This is a genomic window from Acinetobacter bohemicus ANC 3994 (assembly GCF_000367925.1).
In the GTDB taxonomy this organism is placed as follows: domain Bacteria; phylum Pseudomonadota; class Gammaproteobacteria; order Pseudomonadales; family Moraxellaceae; genus Acinetobacter; species Acinetobacter bohemicus.
On sequence record NZ_KB849175.1, the window covers coordinates 298136 to 320152 of the forward strand.

Below are 22017 nucleotides of genomic sequence, written 5' to 3' on the forward strand. Positions count from 1 at the left end.
TTTTATGAGTTTAATTTCGATCGACTATCCTACAACATTCGTATTACAGATGCTGTTTTATTGCAAGATGAGCCACCATAAAAAAAGGCGCATTTTCATGCGCCCTTATTGTAACCGTTTTTCTTAAACAACGATTAACCGATCCGTTCTTGACGCTTACGATATTGAATCGAGGCAAAGATTGCCCACACAATAAATGCCACACCAATTAAACCTGTGACCACTTCAGGAATATGTACACCTGTACCACTCGCCAGCATAATAAATGCCAAAGCACCGATGGCATAATGCGCACCATGTTCAAGGAATACATAGGCATCTAAGGTGCCTTTTTCAACGAGGTAAATGGTCATTGAACGCACGAACATCGCACCAATTGCGAGACCAAGCATGATGATCACCACGTCAGAGGTAATGGCAAACGCACCAATTACACCATCAAAACTAAACGATGCATCTAAGACTTCAAGGTAAATAAAACCACCCAGACCAGCTTTAATCACACCTGTTGATGCACCACTGGCATCATGACTGACAGCATTGCCGTCTTCATCAATTTCAGGTTCACCGCCTAACAAGTGACTGAGCACTTGCACACCGATGTAAACCACAATGCCCCAAATACCCGCCATGGTCACCACTAAACGCGTCGCTTCATCGACATTTGCAGCCATGATCAATAAGCCAATCAATGAAAGGAATACTGACATTGCAGGAACATTGGCTAGATTGGATAAACGTGCTTCAAGCCATCTAAACCAGTGGGTATCTTTTTCACTATCAAAGAAGAAATTCAGGAACACCAGCAATAAGAATGAGCCACCAAATGCTGCAATTTCAGCATGATGTGCCATCAATTTCTCTGAATAAAGCAGAGGGTCATTGATCGCCATTTTCACCACATCCAGCATGCCCATGTCCGCAGTGACTGCAACAATCACAATCGGGAAGACTAAACGCATACCAAATACGGCAATCACAATACCCACAGTTAAAAAGATCATTTTCCAAAAATGATCCCAACCGCGGAGTACCGAGGCATTCACCACGGCATTATCGAAAGAAAGCGACACTTCCATCACTGCTAAAATGGCAGTAATGGTCAATGCCGTGAACATGGTCTTTAAACCTGCTTCTGGGCCATGGGTATAACCCCAATATGCAGAAATCGCCAGACACACGATCGTAAAAATGATTGAGAAACCAAAATGTTTCATCATGATAGATCGACCTATAGAGAAATATTAATATCAATTGAATTCGGTAAAACTTAACAACAGTGCGTGCTTAAGATTTTATGCGCACAATTATGACGACTTTTGCAAATTAAGCCAAAGTTCTTCGGATGATTTTTTAGCAGACCCATATACTATTTATTGGGTGTCGTATCCTAGCGCAATAACTCTTGCTATAGTCCCCGTCATCTGTAAATTCTTCTTTATCATTAGGATGACGACATGAGCTTTTCTCAAGATCTATGGCAACGAAATTTAGCGTTATATCAAAAGACTTTAGCGCTGCCATTTAACCAAGAGCTTGCTCAAGGCACATTAAGCAAAGAGGTGTTTAGCCATTATGTGATTCAAGATGCGCATTATTTACTGGCTTACGGTCGTGCACTGGCGGTTTGTGCTGCAAAAGCTTTTACCGCCGATGATGTGATGCAATTTTCTGAAGCAGCAAAGATTGCCATTGTGGTTGAGCGCAGTCTACATGATAGCTTTATGCGTGAATTTGATATTTCTAAAGATCAATTTGAAACTACGCCACTGACCTTGGCCTGTCATCATTACACCTCGTTCTTAACTGCGACGGCATGGTCTGAAAGCTATCCTGTGGTATTGGCTTCGTTGCTGCCATGTTTCTGGATTTATGCCGAAGTGGGTAAAGACATTGTGGACAATTCAATTGCGAATAATCCCTATCAAGCGTGGATTGATACCTATTCAGGTGAGGATTTCAATCAAGCGGTACGTAATGTGATTACCACTATTGATCAAGTCGCTGCACGTTGCGATACCGACACCCTTGAAAAAATGCATCACGCTTATACCACGGCTGCCAAACTAGAATGGTTATTCTGGGATAGTGCTTATGATCAAAGACAGTGGTTAGGCTTGGATGCTTAATTCGACTCCGCCTCAAATCTAAATACTTTGATGATCATTCCTCCCTCTTACGCCATCTATAGCGCAGACTTCGAGGGAGGATGTTCTGTTACTGCTGAAACATCTGCCAGCCATAAATCAATCCTGCCGCAGCGACAATCCAGCACACTGTGGCGATCCCTAGACATGACCACATCGACATTTTGGTGGCCAGCAGATACACCATCAACAAATAAATGGCATATGGAATCAGAGACCATAAACCAAACAATGCAGTTTTGCGTAAAGCCTCCGCCCCCTGCTGCTGTGACACAATCACATGCGCAATTAAGGCAAACGTCGGAAAAAGTGGAACCAGACCTGCAATATAAAATGCCTTACTTTTAGAAAAGATCGAAATCACCAATACCGCAGCGGCACCTAACATACATTTCAAAAATAAAGACAACATATTTACAAATCCAACAGCAAAAACTTTAAGCCACGAAGTTTATGCCAATCGTGCTCCCTAAAACACATTTAGCGCAATTAAAGCAATCAATGCTGGCATCGCCTGAATATAAAGAATCTTTTTACTTGCTGTCATGGCACCATAAACACCGGCCACCAAAACACAGCCTAAAAAGAAATTGGCCAGTTGAATGGCGAAGGGTGCAGATGCAAAGAGTGACCAAATCAGTCCTGCGGCTAAGAAACCATTATATAAACCCTGATTCTGTGCCAAAACTTTGGTGAGTTTTGCCTTTTCAGCCGTATTGCCAAAGGCTTTCATTCCTAAAGGTTTATCCCACAGGAACATTTCTAGAATTAAAAAATAGAGATGTAAAATTGCAATAATAGCAATCAGAATCTGAGCAACGAGCATGTGATTTCCTTTTTATTTTTCAGAGCATATTTTGCATTTTAGCCATGAATCTGTCGAAATACTGAATTTTGACATTTAATTTTTTGACTTATGGGTATAAAAAAACACCATTACCCCGCGTTTATTTTAAATCCTGAACTGATCCGACACAAAATGACGTTTAAATTCTTTTTAATACAGCTTGAACATTTTTCATGCGCTATCATATATAACCTTCAATTTATCCATTCCCGAGATGTTTTATGAGCCAAAGTCACATCCGTATTCGAGGCGCACGTACCCATAACTTAAAAAATGTGTCACTCGATATTCCACGCGACAAGTTCGTGGTGATTACGGGACTCTCAGGCTCAGGTAAATCCTCCCTTGCCTTTGATACGTTATATGCCGAAGGTCAGCGTCGTTATGTAGAATCACTGTCTGCCTATGCGCGCCAATTCCTTTCGCAAATGGAAAAACCCGAAGTGGATTCCATTGAGGGTTTAAGTCCAGCGATTGCCATTGAACAGAAATCAACCAGTCACAACCCTCGTTCAACCGTGGGAACCATCACCGAAATTTACGACTATTTACGTCTGCTCTATGCCCGTGTCGGGACACCGTACTGCCCTGAACATGATCTACCAATGGTCGCGCAAACCATTTCTGAAATGGTCGATGCGGTTAAAGGACTTGAGGAAGGCACAGCACTGATGCTGCTTGCCCCTGTGGTGCGTGATCGTAAAGGTGAATACAGCAACTTATTTGAACAACTGCAAAGTCAAGGTTTTGTCCGTGCCCGTGTCGATGGCGAAGTGATGGATATTGATCCACCGCCCGAACTGGATAAAAAGAAAAAACATACCATTGAAGTGGTGGTCGACCGCTTTAAAGTCCGCGATGATTTAGGCAACCGTATTGCAGAAAGTTTCGAGACTGCGCTACGTTTGGGTGGTGATATTGCCATTTTGTCATGGATGAATGCCGAACATGCAGATCGCGTGTTCTCTGCAAAGCACTCTTGCCCAGAATGTGAACGTGCTGTTGGTGAACTCGAACCGCGTCTATTTTCATTCAACAATCCCTTTGGCGCTTGTCCTGTATGTGATGGTTTAGGTACGCGTAGTCATTTTAGCGCCGACAAACTGATTCCAAACAATGAAGTTTCGATCAGCCAAGGTGCAATTCGTGGTTGGGACAGACAGCGTCCGTATTACTACAGCATGATTGAAAAAGTCGCAGCACATTTTGGCTTCTCTTTAGATACGCCTTGGAATGAACTGGATGCTGAAACCAAAAAGAAATTTCTTTATGGTACTGGCAAAGACAAAGTTGACCTCAGTTATATTGATGAACGTGGTCGCTCACATAAACGTGTACAACCCTTTGAAGGTATTTTGCCGCACCTTGAGCGTCGTTACCGTGAAACCGAATCGAATTATGTCCGTGAAGATTTAGCCCAATACTTGTCGAATGCAGCCTGCGATGCCTGTGATGGTTCACGTCTGAATGAAATTTCGCGTAACGTTAAAATTTTAGACAAGACCATTGCCCAAATCACCAAAATGTCGATTGGTGACGCTGAACAGTATTATCAACATGTCCATCTTGAAGGGGCTAAAGGCGAAATTGGCGATAAAATTTTTAAAGAAATTCGTGAGCGATTACACTTTCTAGTCTCTGTCGGTTTGAACTATTTAAGCCTGTCACGTTCTGCCGAAACCCTATCCGGCGGTGAAGCACAGCGCATTCGTTTGGCTTCGCAAATTGGTGCGGGCCTTATGGGGGTGATGTACGTGCTGGATGAACCATCAATTGGTTTGCATCAACGTGATAACGACCGTCTGCTGGAAACGTTGGTTCGCTTACGTGACTTAGGCAATACCGTATTGGTGGTTGAGCATGATGAAGATGCCATTCGTGCAGCCGATCATATTATTGATATTGGTCCGGGTGCAGGTGTTCATGGTGGGCATATTATTGCCGAAGGCACTTATGAAGAAATTTTGGCCAATCCGAATTCACTGACAGGACAATATCTGTCAGGTAAGTTAAAAATTGCAGTGCCAAAAGTTCGTACCCAGCCACCAAAACCTGAAGAACAAATTAAGTTGATGGGGGCCTGTGGTCATAACCTACAACAGGTCGATTTGACCATTCCTTTGGGCATTATGACCTGTGTCACAGGCGTTTCGGGTTCGGGTAAATCAACCCTGATTAACCGTACCCTGTTACCGCTTGCAGCGACTCAACTCAATGGTGCAACCACGCTTACGGCTGAAAAGTTTGATTCAATTGATGGCTTACAATTTCTGGATAAAGTCGTCGATATTGACCAAAGCCCGATTGGACGTACCCCGCGCTCGAACCCTGCAACCTACACCGGTTTATTTACCCCAATTCGTGAACTTTTTGCGCAAACACCTGAAGCCAAAGCACGTGGTTATGCTGCGGGTCGTTTCTCGTTTAACGTGAAAGGTGGTCGCTGTGAAGCCTGTGAAGGCGACGGCATGATTAAAGTGGCGATGCATTTCTTACCCGACATGTATGTACCTTGCGATAACTGTCATGGCGACCGTTATAACCGTGAAACTTTGGAAGTCGGCTATAAAGGCAAAAACATTTCGGATGTTTTGGGCATGACCGTTGAAGATGCGATGCATTTCTTTGATGCCATTCCTGTGATTCACCGACGTTTAGAAACGCTACATCAGGTTGGCTTGGGTTATATCCGTTTAGGGCAATCTGCGACTACACTTTCGGGCGGTGAAGCGCAACGGGTAAAACTGGCACGTGAACTGGCGAAACGGGATACGGGTAAAACCATTTATATCTTAGATGAACCGACCACAGGTTTGCATTTCCATGACATTGCAAAACTACTGGATATTTTGCATGAGCTACGCAATAAGGGTAATACCATTGTGGTGATTGAGCATAATTTGGATGTGATTAAAACTGCCGATTGGGTGATTGATTTAGGGCCTGAAGGTGGTGCAGGCGGCGGTATGATTATTGCCGAAGGTACACCGGAAGACGTTGCCAAGAGTGACGTTTCACATACCGCGAAGTTCTTAAAAACGATGTTGAAGTAAGAATTTATAAATCTCCCCTAACCCTTCTTTGATAAAGAGGGGAATTCCCTCCTTTTTTAAAGGAGGGTTAGGGAGGATTTAAGAAATTGATAAAAATAAAATATTTTATTTTGAGATAAATAATGCGATTTTCTGAAAGATATGGATATAAACCTGTTCGAGAAATTATTCAAAAAGGCAGTATGGATGATAACTTACGTAATGGAATTTGGAGTTTATTCACTATTTATTTATGGAATCAAGTAGATTATTCATCGTATCAATCTCATGGAAATATAAATACATCAAATTTAAAAACACTCATAATTGCTTATTGGCTTAATTTTTTCAAACAACCCATTGATACGATTCCCATTCAATTTGAAAAAGTATTATACAAAGTCAGAAGTTGTTTTTTTAACTGCGAGTGGCATGAAGTTTATAGCTTCATTGAAGAAACATTAGAAAACTATCCAAGAGAATTAAAGAAAAATAAAGAGTTCTTCACTAAAGAATTAAATAATTGTTTGGAAAAAGAAAATAGTGCATATCGAATAATCAATAACGAAATTACACCAATAACCTCAGAACAAGAAATTCAATCCATCGAGGATGCTTTAGTAAATACCAATCCGTATTCAGGTGTTCAACAACATTTAAATCAAGCTTTAAAATTAATGTCAGATCGACAAAATCCTGATTATCGTAATTCAATTAAAGAATCGATTAGTGCTGTTGAATCCATTTGCAAAATCGTGACCAATGATGAAAAAACAACTTTAGGTAAAGCTTTAAAAATCGTTGAGGATAAATTTGGTTTACACCCTGCTCTAAAAGGAAGTTTAAGCCAACTCTATGGTTATACTTCTGATGCTGACGGTATTCGCCATGCCATGCTAGAAGAATCAAATTTAAGCTATATAGATGCAAAATTTATGTTGGTTGCATGTACCAATTTTATTAATTATTTGATTGAAAAAAAATAAGCTAAAAGTATATTCACAAATTTCATTCATAAAATGAACTACATACTTATAAAAACTGAGAAAATTCATGCACCATAAAAATCAAATAAAATTTGCTATCAGCATTTGCCTTTCTATTTCATCACTCGCTATACATGCCGAAGGCTATATCAATGAAAATATGGTGGTGTTTACATCCTCTATGGATCCAGATGAAAGTCCGTGGAAAGACCATCCTAAATGTATTCCAATCCTACAAAATAGCGAATCCCCTAAAACATGGTCTGTGCAATATACCTATCTGGATAACACCCCGCTCACCTCAACATACCTCACCACACAAAAACCTTCGGCCCAAGAAGTTGAATGCGAACATCAGGTTCATTTTCCAAACCATATACAAGGCACTGGAATTTTCGAAAGCTTTTATCCCAATGGAAAACCACGCAGCCTTATTGAATATACAGACGGTATCTATAACGGCAAACTCAACTTCTGGTTCGCCAATGGCTTAAAAGAACAAGAATCCAATGTGAGCAATGGCATATCTCATGGTGAATACCGTATCTGGCATCCTAACGGGCAATTGGCACTTTCAATGGGCTATAAAGAGGGTATGCAAAACGGTATGAAACAACGTTGGTATGAAAATGGTGAACCGTGGACTTACGCACGTTTTGAAAATGACAACATAGTGGGTGAACTGAAACAATGGTACAGAAATGGAAAGTTAGAACGCTTGGGTGCATACAGAGATGGCGTGCGTCATGGCACATATAAATCTTGGTATGAAAATGGCAAGCCTGAAGCAGTTTTAAATTACCAAGCTGGAAAAATTATAGATGCACAATGTTGGACAGCATCAAATCAAGTCATCTCTACAAAGAACTGTATTGCTCAATTTAGTGCTGAAGACTAATTAAATAGACTTATCTCGCATGTAATCTATGCATCAACATAAGGGTGAGTCACTCACCCATCCACTGCATTCTTGCCACGTGCCTTGGCCTTAAACAAAGACTTGTCTGCTTTTTCTAATAAGGCCATCCAAGACACTGCCCCGACTGCAACCCCTGCACTGACAGAAATTTGAATATTTTGATTTATTTCAGCAATATAAAGTTCAGAACTGCCAATTTCGTTTAGCATTTTATTGGCAATGACCAAAGCATCATGAAAATGAATCTGCTCGATTAACACTAAAAATTCGTCACCACCATAACGCACAATTAAATCCGAAGTACGCACATTAAATTGTAATTTTTCTGCCACCAAACGAATCACTTCGTCACCAACAATATGCCCAAAGGTATCATTAACCTGTTTAAAATCATCAATATCGAAAATAATTAAACCGATTTGAGTGAATTTTTCAGGCTTTCTTTCTACATATTTAATATATTCGTCCAAAGCTAAACGATTCGATACCCCCGTCAAAGTATCGGTATTGGCAATATTTCTAAGCTGAAATTCTAAAGCATCACGTTGTTGCAGCACACCTTTCAGCTTTTGAATGGCATCCAATAAGGTCACTGGATCGGCAGAGGAGTTTTTATAATCACTATCGGTTACTTTATACTGTGCCAACTGAAGAATTGAATTTCTAGCATCAATTAAAGGCTTAAACACGCCATTTCTGGCATAAATCATGGTGAAAAATGCTGTGACCAAGCAAATCAACGCGACCAACAAAGTTAAAATAAAGATATGATAGGATTCTTGTTTTTCTTTTTGTGCAATATGTACACTGTAATCAAGAATATAGCTTTGTAAATTAACCACCGTAACAAACTTATCCACCATCACTTCTGTTAATTGCGTGCCTGTTAAGCTGTAAGGTTGATTATGCAAACTTTCATCGATCAAACCAGCAGCAATTGGAATGGCCTGATCTAAAAATTGTGTTTTCACTTGCTGATGCAACGCTAAATATTCGGGTGTTTTATCCTGCTCAGGCTGAATCGTATTGATCAAGGCCCACAAATAATTGGCCTGATGTTGAGTTTGTAAAGAACGGGCTAAATTATCCTCAGACATTTTTTCTTTAAACGTCACAGGTGCAATCACATTCGATGCCATTCGCCCGGCCTGATCACGTAAATCTGACAAAATTAAAATCAGCGTGTAGTACTCAGAAACAGCGGTTCCTTTGCCCTCAGATTGCACTAATTCATTTTTTAAAATTTCGTAGCAACTGTCCCAAGCCTTAAACATTTGCTGAATGGCATTATCAAACTGTTCTGAATTACGTTGCGATAGAGGTAAAGCAGCATAAGCATCTACCGCTTGACGACCTTGTTGTAAGCTTTTTTTTAAATTGTTAAATAAGGCTTTTTCCTGACCAGAAAAACTTCTTGTATTTAAAATCCGAATGGTTTGTTCAATTTGTAAATCGACTTCTTTTCGATAGTCATCTAATTCTTTTAGCTTCGCGGCTAATTCACCAGCCCGACTCGACATCACCTTATTGGCAGGTGCTCGTTCACGTGAAATTTTATTGGCCAAATCCGCCACCGCACGAAGCGCAGAAATTTCTGATAATGCTCGATCTGCTTTCTGATAGCTCTTATAGCTACTCACAATTAACGGCACAGAAAGCAGAAGCAAAGAGAAGATAATCAGGATCATCGACCAGAAAAGTTGTTGACTAATACGCTCCGAACGTAATTTATACATGGATTCAATCTGCCCCGTACAAAACCAACTGGTCAATCATAATGGTGATGATTTCCATAATAGACTTATATATTACATGATATAAACATCAATAATTTGTTTTATCAGGCACTTATATTATTTTAATAAAAATCATCGATATACCGCATTTTAGAATTTTGCTTATTAATAAACCAACTTTTAGTGTAAATAAAAGAATAATCCCAGCTTATCCAATGCATCCAAAGTGAGCTGCTTACGTTCGCCCACATCATCGCCATCATGCATTTCCAAATTTAAAACAAAAGCGGTGATCTGTCCATTTGCTTGTTCAACCCACCCTGTATACCACCCCACTTGAGGCTTAACATCCATTCCCCAACCACTTTTTGCATATAATTTTGTATCACCACGACGCTCAATATAAAGCATCTCTTTGACCTGTTTTTGTACTTTTACATCAAAAGGTAATTGCTCTGTTGCCAGTTGATAGACAAATTGTGCTTCTTGTTCTGGGGTTATTTTTAAAGGGCCAACCAACCAAAAATTATCCACCTGTTGACCAATCTTTTGATTGCCAAAACCAAGCCGAGAAATTTCTTTCTGCATGAGTTCTAAGCCTATACGTCGAGCAAGCTGCTGATACACTGGAACGGCTGAAAGCTGCATGGCTTGCGCCAAGTTCATATCTTTTTCCCACGCAGGAAATGAACGCTTTTCACCCTTCCATTTAAACACTTCAGACGTACTGACTTTATGATGCTGAAGACCAATCAATGCATTTAATATTTTAAACGTTGAAGCTGGAATATAGGCATTTTGGGCACGAGCCAAAGCATTACCATAACGATTAAACTGCCGACCGTCATAGGTGATAAAAACGGCTGATGTGTGTGCAGAATTAAACAATTGCTTAATCTCTTCTGGGCGTTCAGAGGGTGCCTGCAAAACAGCTTTTTGCACGGATTGATTAGACGTCTGCGCCCTGTTCATGTGGCAAGCACTTAATTGCGTTAAGAGCAATAAACAGCCAAAGTAAAATAACCGCTGTTGCATCTCAAAAGTCTCAATGGAATAAATTGCTATTTTTATCAAATCTGACGACAAAACGTTGTATCAATTACGCACATGCAAAATATTTTTCACGACCGTGATGCGGAAATATTTACACATGCAACAAGTTAGTGCATAATGCACCTTATTAGGGCAAATCAAAGTCATTCCTCAGCAGGATTTTTGATTTCCCCGAGATTTTTGGCTAAAAAAACCCAGTTTTCTTTGGAAACTGGGTTTTTTTATGCTTTTAAATCAATCAACAATGCTATAAACCCAACAAATAAGCACCAAATAAGTGCATAAATATTTCAGGATTCATCTTTTTTATCTATATGAAGTCTAAGACTGAATGATTGATTCATGAATACAAAAATAGAGCTGAAGCCATCACACAACTTTATAAATTATTTTATCTTTAAATGCTGTCTGTCTTACTGACCATAAAGAAAATGTAAGAGAAATTTTTTGATAAAAAAAACCCAACCTTGGGGAAAGTTGGGCATATAAAACAAAAACTGTTTCTGTGGAGAATCAGATCATGATCACATTATTTCAATGTAGTATGACTTGATAGGTGAATTATGTAAAAAATAACCAAATAAGTAAAGCCTATTAAAGCAGTTGGTTTTTTAAATCCAACACGAAATAAAACAATAATGTGCGGAATTTCACAAAATAGATATTAATATGCTTGTTTTTCAAACAAATAAATGGCTGTTTTTAGCGCAATTTTCTAAGTATGGTCTACATTCTATTCAAAATATGACAAATCATTCACGCTCTAGCAGCAAACATTAATTGTTTTTTACTATTAAAAATAAATATTTGATCTAATTTAACATTGTTAAAAATCATTTACATTTCATCCATTCTCCAGCAAATCAGTTGCATGAATGCCCATATTCTTTTGTTCTGAAAAAGGTTTTTTAGCGTTGACATGCTGTATTCCAACTGTATGCTTTTTAAGCAATTACACTATTTAGAGTAAAAGCTCAATAAAACAATATTGTTTTAGTTCATTGACTTAATGTTTTGTTACAATACAATGGCGGCTGTTTAATCCATTTTTAACAGAACTGGTAATTATTATGAAAAAACTTGGTTTAGCCACTGCTTTATTATTAGCCATGACCGGTGCTCAAGCGTATCAATTTGAAGTTCAAGGTCAGTCTGAGTTCATCGACAACACTGTAAATGACAAAAACTTTACGGGTGCTGTGCAAGGAACTTACTATTTCAAAAATGTTGACGCGTCAAAAGGTCCATTGGCTGAAGCAGCATTCTTAAACCAAGCTTCTAACGCATCTTTAGCTTACAACTATGGCGAATACGACGTTAATGCTGACAAGGCTGACTTCGTATCTCATACTATCGGTGCTAAAGCTGAAGCTTATATTCCAACTAAAGTTGTTCCTGTATACGCTAGCGCGTCTTATAGCAACACTATTACCGACAACAAAGATAACAAAGCTGATGACCATGGCGACCGCTATGCAGTTGAAGTTGGTGCTGTCGTTGTGCCTAACTTCTTGGTTGCTGTAGGTTACACTAGCGCACCGAACCAAACTTCGTATGATGCTTTCAACATCCTGTCTAACGGTGTTGAGAAAGCTGCTTTAGAATCGAAAACGATTGCCCGTGACCAAGACGCAGTTACTGCACGTACTAAATACGTGGGTGCGATTGACGGTACGAATATGGCCATTGGTTTCGAAACCAACATATTATTTGCTGAATACAAAACTTACGGTTTCAAAACTGATTTATTTGTAAATCCGAAATTAAGCGTTGGCGCATCTTATGCTGAATCAAGCATCAGTGAATCTCCAAACAAAGCTTGGGGCGCAAACGTAAATTACTTCATTACTCCAGCTGTCGCTGTTGGCGCAAACTATGTTAGCGCTAATGCTGAAAAAGGTTCAGTACGTGATACTGAAACTGTTGGCGTAAATGCTAAATTCCGCTTCTAATTCATTTTAGAAACTGAATTAAAAAAAGGACTCCATGTGAGTCCTTTTTTAATTTCTAGCTTTTTATTCAGCGGTTCTGACTAAACTTAAAAAATGTAAATGGCGTTCATATTGGTCAATAATATCTTGCAATAGATCCTCCGAAGTCCAATCCATCACATCATAGTTTTGCCCACCTTCTCTTAAAAAGACTTCGGCTTGATAGTACTTCACTTCATTTGGCATTGCTTCTGCCATAAAACTGGGTGGCACCGTTTCTTGGGCAACCACTTGGTAAACGAAATTAATTTCATTGTGATGATCCACTCTAAGCTCCATTCCACCATCAATGCTTTGAATAGAAACCTCAAGCTGACGACGCTGAAACTCCTTTTGTACACTTTTAAATGCATTAAATACTTCAGAATCAATATAGTGCTGAATCTCTTGTTCACTATGCGGATAGTGCATAATCAAACCTAAGCGTTGTTGCCAGCTTCGCGGATTCTGAATAGCTCGCGGGGTAATACGTGCCTGTTGCAAGGCATGCATTTTAGTCACCTCTAAGTGCAAGGCTTTTAATAGTCCCCAGCAGATCAACAGCAGAATAAAAGTAAAGGGTAATGCACTCATCATGGTCGCAGACTGTAAAGCACTTAAACCACCAACCAGCAGCAAAACGATGGCTAAAACAGCCATCAGTACAGTCCAAAATAGCCTTTGCCACATTGGAGATTTTTCCGACTTGGCGGTTAAATAATCGGTAACCAATGCACCTGAATCTGCCGATGTGACAAAAAACAGCATCACCAAAAAGGTCGCCAATACACTCATAACAGCAGAAAAAGGCAAACTGTGTAGAAACTCAAACAGCGCGACCGATGAATCTTGCTGAACGGCCAAAACCAGCGCATGATTTGCTTCATGTAAAATGCTATATAGCGCAGCATTGCCCATGAAACCCATCCAAATCAGGGTAAATCCAGTCGGAATAAGCAATACACCGACAATAAATTCACGAATACTGCGACCTTTAGAAACTCGGGCAATAAACATCCCAACAAAGGGTGACCATGAAATCCACCATGCCCAATACATAATCGTCCAACCGCCAATCCAGCCATTCGGTTGATAGGCATATAAATTAAAGGTCATCGCAAATAAATTGGAGATGTATTGTCCTGCATTTTGAATGGTGGTTTGCAGTAAATAAATAGATGAACTGGCGAAAAATACAAACAGCAGTAAAATCAGTGCAAGAATTAAATTGAGTTCAGACAGCCGTTTAATGCCCTTATCCAGCCCTAAAAATACTGACATGGATGCCATCGCACTCACCACCACAATCAAGATCACTTGTATTGTCGCAGACTGTTCAATGCCAAACAGGTAATTCAGCCCTGCATTGATTTGAGTGACACCAAAACCCAATGTGGTTGCAACACCAAAAACAGTACCAATTGTTGCAAAGGTATCCACCGCATCCCCTAAAGGACCATAAATCTTTTTTCCAATGATTGGATATAAAGATGAACGAATTTTGAGTGGCAGATTGTGTCGATAAGCAAAATAGGCCAGTGATAATCCAACCACGGTATAAATCGCCCAAGCATGTAAACCCCAATGAAAGAAAGTCACACGCATCGCTTGTTGTGCAGATTGAATGGTTTCTGCTTCACCTGTGGGTGGAGAAACATAGTGCATGACGGGTTCGGCTACACCAAAAAACATCAGCCCGATTCCCATACCTGCGGTAAACAGCATGGCAAACCATGAAACATTACTATACGCAGGTTGACTATGGTCAGGACCCAATTTAATTTTACCCATATCTGATAATGCAATATAAATGAGTAAAATCAGAAATATGGCAACAGATAAAACATAGAACCAACTAAAGGAATCGGTCACCCACTGATTTAACTGCTGAGTGATAAGCTCAAATGAATTGGGTGCTAAAACTACCACTGCAAGGAAAATAACAATAATAGCGACGGTACTTAAAAAGACATTTGGATTGACATTGGCAAACCATGATGCATTTTTGGAAGGCATAAATCCCCCATTTTATATTTTAATTAACGTGACAGACCTGAAGGTCAAACAGAACATTCATCGAAGATGAATAAAAGACGAGTTCAATAGCAATAAATAAAAACTCAAAAGCATCATAAATGAATGATCAAAACAAAGCAGTTACATTCCTGTAACACTCTCATACTCGTCTTTTATTTATGCTCTTGATCATTTTTAGGTAAATAAGCGATGTATTGCAGGGAAATAAGACGCGAGACAATCAGTGCTAAGTACATCACACCGCAGAACATTTGCAGCATTGCCAACACCCGTGCTGGCGCGCTCATCGGCATTAAATCTGACAATCCCGTCGCCGATTGCAAACTAAAACTTAAAAACAATAAATTAAGCCACGTCTGTACACCACTCATATTGGGATTTTGAAAACTATCAGGCACTAAAATCTGGCAAATACTATATAAAAATGCAAACCCCCAAGCCAGCAGTGTAAATACCGCACCCGCAGCAAACATTTCATCTCTGGTTAAATAGCGGTCTTCAAACATATAGCGTAATAAACCATAAGCTGCACTAAAATAAGCTGCGGCCTCGAAACCATGTGCAATCACTTGAATCATTCGATGATCGAAACCCAATAACATCAGTAAAGAAAAAAGTACTGCCCCACCCACAAAACTGAGTCCTAAAATGGTAAACATCGGGGTTTGGCGAATCACTTTAGCAATCACCAGTAAAACCAAGACGCCTAAAACCCAAGTTATGGTGCGATAAGTCATACTGTAATTGACGCTGATGGATAAAATTAAAATAATAAATTGCAATAAAATGAGCCAAGCAGAGGGCAATAAGCGAAAAACTTTCCAAACGTCAATCAGCACCTGCATTTACAACTCCAAGCTATTTCTATTTTTGTTTATTTCAGTGTTTTCTTTTTTGAATCTGATTAACTTAGCATGAATTGAGCACAAAATACGACTGACCTTTGCCAGAATAAAAGTCACAAATCTATTTTGGGCATAAAAGTAAAAATGTAAAATGCAGTGAGCATTGAATTAAAGCTGTCGCTGTCAAAGCCGCTACGCGCTGCAAAAATAAAGTTCAAATTGGACTCACATTCATCTGCTGAAGCAGAAAAAGAGCACTTTAAACATAAATCGAGTTTAAATATTCAACGCATAAAAAAAGTCCCCGAAGGGACTTCTTTATTGCTTCTATTTTAAGTCTTAGTGATCAGATGCACCAGAGATACCAATACCCGTTTGAGAGCGTACATACTGCGCATCAAATGCTTTACGTTCTGCTTCTGCACGTGCTGAACTATCAGTCACAGAGAACAACCAGCAGCAGAAGAATGACAATGGCATTGCGAAAATTGCAGGACCATTAAATGGATTCACTGCTTTATCAGAAATACCCAATGTATCGACCCAAACTGCTTTCGCTAGAATAATCAACGTTACCGCTGTCACTAAACCAACAACACCACCAATCACTGCACCACGTGTGGTTAAACCTTTCCAGAACATTGAAAGTACAAGAACTGGGAAGTTGGCACAAGCAGCTACTGAGAATGCTAGACCCACCATGAAGGCAACGTTTTGTTTTTCGAACAAAATACCCAAAATCATGGCAAAAATTGCTAAACCTAAAGTTGCAATTTTAGACATACGAAGTTCAGATTCAGGAGTCGTTTGACCTTTTTTGAATACGTTTGCATACAAGTCATGTGAAATTGCTGATGCACCTGACAGAGTCAAACCAGCAACAACGGCAAGAATCGTTGCAAATGCCACTGCTGAAATGAAGCCCATGAACAAGTCACCACCAACAGCATCACTTAAGTGAACTGCAGCCATGTTGTTACCACCAACAAGCTCTAACTTGCCAGTAACCGCCATTTTAGCAACATCAATAAACTGTGGGTTGTTTGATACGTAAAGGATCGCACCGAAACCAATAATGAATGTTAAAAGGTAGAAGTAACCAATGAAACCTGTTGCAACAACCACTGATTTACGTGCTTCTTTGGCATCTTTTACCGTAAAGAAACGCATTAAAATGTGTGGCAGACCTGCTGTACCGAACATGAGTGCAAGACCCAATGAAATCGCGTCAATTGGATTTGCAGCCAATTTACCCGGTCCCATGATATTTCCAGCTTCCGCTAGACCAATGTCATGCACTTTACTGAAGACTTGAATCGATTGTTCAAACATATTGGTAAAGCTAAAACCAACACCTTTCATAACCATAAAGGCCATGAACGTTGCGCCAGATAAAAGCATAACTGCTTTAATGATCTGTACCCAAGTCGTTGCCAACATACCACCGAAGATCACGTAAGCCATCATCAGTAAGCCAACGATCACAACAGCAATGTTGTAGTTCAGACCGAAAAGCAATTTGATCAACTGACCTGCACCCACCATCTGAGCAATCAGATAGAACGCAACAACAACCAATGAGCTCACTGCTGCTAAAGTACGGACTGGTTTTTCTTCTAAACGGAAAGACACAACGTCAGATAAGTTGTATTTACCCAAGTTACGTAAACGCTCTGCAACTAAGAATAATACAATTGGCCAACCCACCATGAAACCAAGTGAATACAGTAGACCATCAAAACCTGAGCTAAATACCAGCGCTGAAATACCCAAGAATGATGCTGCCGACATATAGTCACCAGCAATCGCTAAACCATTTTGGAAACCTGAAATACCGCCACCTGCGGTATAGAAGTCCTGAGTACTTGTGGTTTGTTTTGCTGCCCACTTGGTAATCACCAAAGTAAACGCAACAAAAATAACGAACATAATAATGGCATGCCAGTTAGTCGCTTGCTGTTGAGCCTCGCCTAAATCTGGACCTGCGATTGCCATACCTGACATGAGCAGCGTTGATGCTGCAAGTGCTTGAGCTTTCAATGAATTCCATTTCATCTTAATGCAGTCCTTTTTCATTGGCAATTGCTTCTACTTCGCGCATTGCATCTTCTGTCAATGGATCAAGGGTCTTATTCGCAATATAAGAATACACGCCGCAGAGTACAAATGATAATACGATGATGCTTAGACCAAGTGGCATACCTATAGTGGTCACGCCACCGCTAAAAGAAGTCATTAACAATTCTTTGTTATAACCGACGAGCAGCATAAAACCGACGTATACAAACAACATAATTGCAGTCAGTGTCCAGCTCAGACGACTTTTTCTTGCAACCATTTCCTTAAACTTTGGATTCTGTAGAATTTGATCTACCTGTCTCTCATCCATAACCTATACTCCTGTTTGCACCCAACCATAAGTGCTATTTTTAATTCGAATTATTACGTTGTATAACTTAACAATCTTGTTGGGTTGTTGTAATTAATACTTTGGTCGTTAAATTTTAACCAATTGCACTGATCAGATTACCAGATAGGGTATTATGACGTCATAGTTTCAGACTGTAGGCAATATGAATAGCTGGCTTATCATCGGGGTTTTGGCCCTCTATATCGCATTACTTTTTATCTGCGCATTTTTTGGGGAAAAACACGCCAGCCGATTAAGCACTCGTGGCCGCATGTTACTCTTTAGTCTAACTCTAGGCGTGTATTGTTCATCTTGGACCTTTTATGGTGCGACAGGGGCTGCTGTTCGTGAAGGCATTATCTTTCTGCCGATTTATCTGGGTCCACTGATCTTTGTTGGAGTGGGTTATGATATTTGGCGACGTTTAGGTCGAGTCCGTCAGCATCATGCCATTTCCTCCATCGCCGACTTTGTCGCTGCGCGTTATGGCAAAAGTGGGCCTTTGGCATCTTTGGTGACCATTCTTGCCGTCATTGCCATCATTCCCTATTTGGCTTTACAGCTTAGAGCGATTGCCTTAAGTGCCGCCGTGATTTTACAACAAGATACCAACATAGAAAGCACCACCAATGGCGTCCTGTTCCTGACCGGTATTTTAGCCATTCTGGCGATGATGTTTGGCACACGGCAAATTGCTAATACCGAACAACATGGCGGCCTCATGCTGGCAGTGGCGTTTGAATCCTTTGTGAAATTATTTGCTTTATTGTGTGTTGCCTTATTTTTTGTCTTTGAAGCACCCGATAATTTGGGGCAAATTTCCAATGATGTCGCCGATACCTTTAAACAGGTCCAGCTTTTGGGTGTACCAGATACCTTTTGGGTACAAACCATGCTGGCAGCACTGGCGATTATTTGTTTACCACGCCAGTTCCATGTCGCTGTGGTTGAATTACGCGATGAAAAACATATTCGTGGAGCACGTCGCTGGTTTGCCGTTTATCTGATTCTGACCACCATTGCCATTATTCCGATTGCCAGTTGGGCTTTACATGCCGCACCGCACTTTTTAGCGATTCCCGATGTTGCTGTGCTGTCTTTGCCCCTGAGTTATAACCAAGACTGGTTAACCCTATTGGCCTTTTTGGGTGGTTTTTCTGCCTCTACCGGTATGCTGTTAGTGTCTTCGGTCGCCTTGTCGATTATGCTCAGTAATGACCTGATTATGCCGGCATTATGGCGTACAGGCATACTTTCACGACATGACAAGCGCCTGCCTTTGGTACTGAAATTTACCCGTCGTGTCTGTATTTTAGCCGTCATGTTATTGGGCTTTTTGTTCTTCCATTTTTTCAATGATATTGACCAGCTCTCCGTTTTCGGATTACTGGCATTTAGTGCCGTAGCCCAATTCTCCCCTGCCCTGATCGGTGGACTGTATTGGCGAGGCGGCAGTAAACAAGGGGTCTATGCCGGGCTGCTGACTGGCTTTTTCATGTGGTCATACACTTTACTGTTACCCACAATACTGCGCAGCTTTCCTGCTGAATATAGCCAATTTACCCAACAGTTCCTCAACCTCGGGCCTTTAGGAATTAACTGGTTACGTCCAGAAGCCTTGCTGGGTTTCCAGTCTTTTGCCCCTTTGACCCATGGTGTTGTCTGGTCTTTAGGTCTCAATATTCTGCTCTATGTTTGGATTTCACGAATCTTTCGTCCTAGTATTGCCGAACAAATTCAAGCAGAAAGCTTTTTCTATTACGAAACCAAGCCCTTACCCACACACACCAGTTCAACGGATATAAGTTACCTCAATCATGACGTTGCCCGCCTAAAAGTGGGGGATTTAATTGCCTTGGCCAAACGGATTACCGGTGAAGGGCCAGCCACGCAAGCATTTCAACAATTCTGTGCGCAAAATAATGTCATCTTGAATGAAAATAGCAGTGCCAACGGTATGTGGTGGCGCTTCACAGAACAATATCTAGCAGGAACCATTGGTTCAGCTTCCGCACGGACTTTGCTGACCACCGCTATGGTCAATAATGGTTTAGCCTTGGGTCAGGTCGCAAATATTTTAGACCAAGCCTCGCAATGGCAGCGTTTTAACCAAAATCTGATTATGACCATGATTGACCACATGACCCAAGGGGTGAGTGTGGTGGATGAAAATATGTGCTTGGTGGCATGGAATAATCAATACCTGATCCTTTTTGATTATCCCAAAGACATTGTCTATGTCGGTTGCCCGATTGCCGATTTAATTCGCTATAACGCAGAACGTGGCGAATGTGGTCCCGGTTCAGTAGAAGAACATGTACGGAAACGGATTCATTGGATGGCGATGGGAAGTGCGCATGAATTTGAACGTATCCGTAAAGATGGTCGGGTCATTCAAATGCGCGGCAATCCAATTGAAGGCGGCGGTTTTGTCACCACTTTTGCCGATATTACCGCTTTCCGTGAAAATGAAGCGGTGCTTGAAGCCCGTGTACAGGATCGTACTCAACAGCTTGCCAATGCCCTTTCCGAGCAACAATTGGCACGCGAACAAGCTGACCGCGCCAATATGTCAAAAAGCCGCTTTATTGCTGCAGCCAGCCATGACTTACTGCAACCGATGCATGCCGCGCGTTTGTTTAGTACAGCATTAGAGCAAAGCGTACAGTCGGATGAAGACCGTAAGACTCTGCAACAGCTGGATCGTGCCTTACATGGTGCTGAAAGTATGCTGTCGGCCTTACTGGATATTGCACGTTTAGAAGGGGGTACGATTCAACCGAAACGTCAGCCTTATCCACTACACGACTTACTCAGCGATTTAGAACTGCAATTTAAGTCCATTGCAGCACAACGTCACATTCAATTTAGTGTCCATGATGCACAATTCTGGATTGATACCGATCCACAATGGATTCGCCGTATTATTCAAAACTTTGTCAGTAATGCCTTACGCTATACCGCGAAAGGTCGAGTGATTGTCGGAGTTCTGCGTTCTGCGGAAAAACCACGCCATATTCGCATTGGGGTTTGGGATACCGGTCCGGGGATTGCTGAAGAACAACGCATTAAGCTGTTCCAAGAGTTTGAGCGCTGTGGACATACGTCGCCTTGGGGTGAACAAGGGCTTGGACTGGGCTTAGCCATTGTGCAACGTATGACCAGCCTGCTGGACTACCCTGTGCATGTCTATTCTGAATATGGCAAAGGCTCTTGTTTCATGATTGAAGTGCCGATTGTCGAAGCACCTCAAGTGGTGACAACCCCAATACAGGCCATTCCACTGAAAAGCAAAGCCTATAAAATTTTATGCTTAGACAATGATGAAACCATTTTAGAAGGCATGTCTACCCTGCTGACCAAATGGGGCTATCAAGTCTTTAAAGCGACTGAGCCTGAGCAAGCCTTACGCCTCATTCAGCAAGAAAATATTCAAGTCTGGTTGGTCGATCAACATTTAAACAACCATAAAATTGGTTTAGATTTCATTGTGGAAAATCGTCAAGAACAAGTTCCTGTAGCACTGATTACTGCGGATTCTGATCCAGAGCTGCCGCAACATTTGAAAGAACTCAATATTGTCTTGCTGAAAAAACCGTTAAAACCGGCATCCCTACGTTCATGGCTTTCAGGCTTAAAAATTTCAAGTTCTGAATCCTAAACTGCAAAATCAAACGTCCATTTCAACGTGATGAAATGGACGTTTTAAGCCACAAATACACCTTTGGTCAGCGGCACTGGCAATTTATTTTCCTACTTAGGCCAAACTGCTCAAAAAATTGTATTTTAAGCGCTGCTCGATTGACTAAAAATTTCAAGCCTATATTTTCTATGGCAAAGAAGATCAAAATTTAAGTGAATACATGTACACTTGGTTACAATTTTTCAAAATGCTGTTTTAAAATAATTTTTTATGCAAAAAATTCAATCTACAACTTTAGTCGTATTCCGTTCAGTGCGCTGCTAGACCATATATAAAAGCAAGAAAAGGTCAGTTTTATCTCGCAATAAGCACACTTCAAAAACGCTGCTCAC

Annotated in this window: 15 protein-coding genes; 6 read left to right on the forward strand and 9 right to left on the reverse strand. The window is 40.7% G+C overall.

Annotated features, from left to right (window positions below):
- Positions 1–134: 134 nt before the first annotated feature.
- Positions 135–1220, reverse strand: a complete 1086-nt coding sequence (locus F994_RS11905) for a DUF475 domain-containing protein (protein WP_004650730.1) — start codon at positions 1218–1220, stop codon at positions 135–137.
- A gap of 237 nt (positions 1221–1457) precedes the next feature.
- On the opposite strand from F994_RS11905, the gene tenA reads away from it, so the two are divergent.
- Positions 1458–2129, forward strand: a complete 672-nt coding sequence (tenA, locus tag F994_RS11910; RefSeq protein WP_004650731.1) for a thiaminase II — start codon at positions 1458–1460, stop codon at positions 2127–2129.
- 88 nt (positions 2130–2217) lie between these two features.
- Here tenA and F994_RS11915 read toward each other — a convergent pair whose 3' ends face one another.
- Complete coding sequence (locus tag F994_RS11915; protein WP_004650732.1) at positions 2218–2559, reverse strand: GlpM family protein; 342 nt, start codon at positions 2557–2559, stop codon at positions 2218–2220.
- Between the two features lie 57 nt (positions 2560–2616).
- Positions 2617–2973, reverse strand: coding sequence for a DUF1304 domain-containing protein (locus F994_RS11920; RefSeq protein ID WP_004650733.1), 357 nt, complete (start codon positions 2971–2973; stop codon positions 2617–2619).
- A gap of 242 nt (positions 2974–3215) precedes the next feature.
- On the opposite strand from F994_RS11920, the gene uvrA reads away from it, so the two are divergent.
- The 3 genes from uvrA to F994_RS11935 all read left to right on the forward strand — a co-directional run bounded on the left by uvrA (position 3216) and on the right by F994_RS11935 (position 7910).
- Complete coding sequence (gene uvrA, locus F994_RS11925) at positions 3216–6047, forward strand: excinuclease ABC subunit UvrA (protein WP_004650734.1); 2832 nt, start codon at positions 3216–3218, stop codon at positions 6045–6047.
- A gap of 122 nt (positions 6048–6169) precedes the next feature.
- A complete protein-coding gene (locus F994_RS11930; RefSeq protein WP_004650735.1) occupies positions 6170–7012 on the forward strand; it encodes an AbiJ-NTD4 domain-containing protein in 843 nt (280 codons plus the stop codon).
- 67 nt (positions 7013–7079) lie between these two features.
- Complete coding sequence (locus F994_RS11935; protein WP_004650736.1) at positions 7080–7910, forward strand: toxin-antitoxin system YwqK family antitoxin; 831 nt, start codon at positions 7080–7082, stop codon at positions 7908–7910.
- 53 nt (positions 7911–7963) lie between these two features.
- Here F994_RS11935 and F994_RS11940 read toward each other — a convergent pair whose 3' ends face one another.
- Positions 7964–9667 carry a GGDEF domain-containing protein gene (locus F994_RS11940; RefSeq protein WP_004650737.1) on the reverse strand — a complete coding sequence of 568 codons (1704 nt, stop codon included), beginning with the start codon at positions 9665–9667 and terminating at the stop codon, positions 7964–7966.
- 180 nt (positions 9668–9847) lie between these two features.
- Positions 9848–10702, reverse strand: a complete 855-nt coding sequence (locus F994_RS11945; protein ID WP_004650739.1) for a class D beta-lactamase OXA-296 — start codon at positions 10700–10702, stop codon at positions 9848–9850.
- Between the two features lie 1088 nt (positions 10703–11790).
- On the opposite strand from F994_RS11945, the gene omp33-36 reads away from it, so the two are divergent.
- Positions 11791–12672, forward strand: coding sequence for a porin Omp33-36 (omp33-36, locus tag F994_RS11950; RefSeq protein WP_004650740.1), 882 nt, complete (start codon positions 11791–11793; stop codon positions 12670–12672).
- A 63-nt stretch (positions 12673–12735) separates the two neighbouring features.
- Here omp33-36 and F994_RS11955 read toward each other — a convergent pair whose 3' ends face one another.
- The 4 genes from F994_RS11955 to F994_RS11970 form a co-directional block, all read right to left on the reverse strand.
- Positions 12736–14706, reverse strand: a complete 1971-nt coding sequence (locus tag F994_RS11955; RefSeq protein WP_004650741.1) for a BCCT family transporter — start codon at positions 14704–14706, stop codon at positions 12736–12738.
- A gap of 173 nt (positions 14707–14879) precedes the next feature.
- A complete protein-coding gene (locus F994_RS11960; protein WP_004650742.1) occupies positions 14880–15572 on the reverse strand; it encodes an ion channel in 693 nt (230 codons plus the stop codon).
- 339 nt (positions 15573–15911) lie between these two features.
- Complete coding sequence (locus F994_RS11965) at positions 15912–17627, reverse strand: cation acetate symporter (protein WP_004650743.1); 1716 nt, start codon at positions 17625–17627, stop codon at positions 15912–15914.
- Position 17628: 1 nt separating this feature from the next.
- Positions 17629–17961 carry a DUF485 domain-containing protein gene (locus tag F994_RS11970; RefSeq protein ID WP_004650744.1) on the reverse strand — a complete coding sequence of 111 codons (333 nt, stop codon included), beginning with the start codon at positions 17959–17961 and terminating at the stop codon, positions 17629–17631.
- Positions 17962–18145: 184 nt separating this feature from the next.
- Between F994_RS11970 and F994_RS11975 the strand changes: the two genes are divergently transcribed.
- Entirely contained in the window at positions 18146–21643 is a 3498-nt protein-coding gene (locus F994_RS11975; RefSeq protein ID WP_004650745.1) for a hybrid sensor histidine kinase/response regulator, read from the forward strand.
- Positions 21644–22017 lie beyond the last annotated feature (374 nt).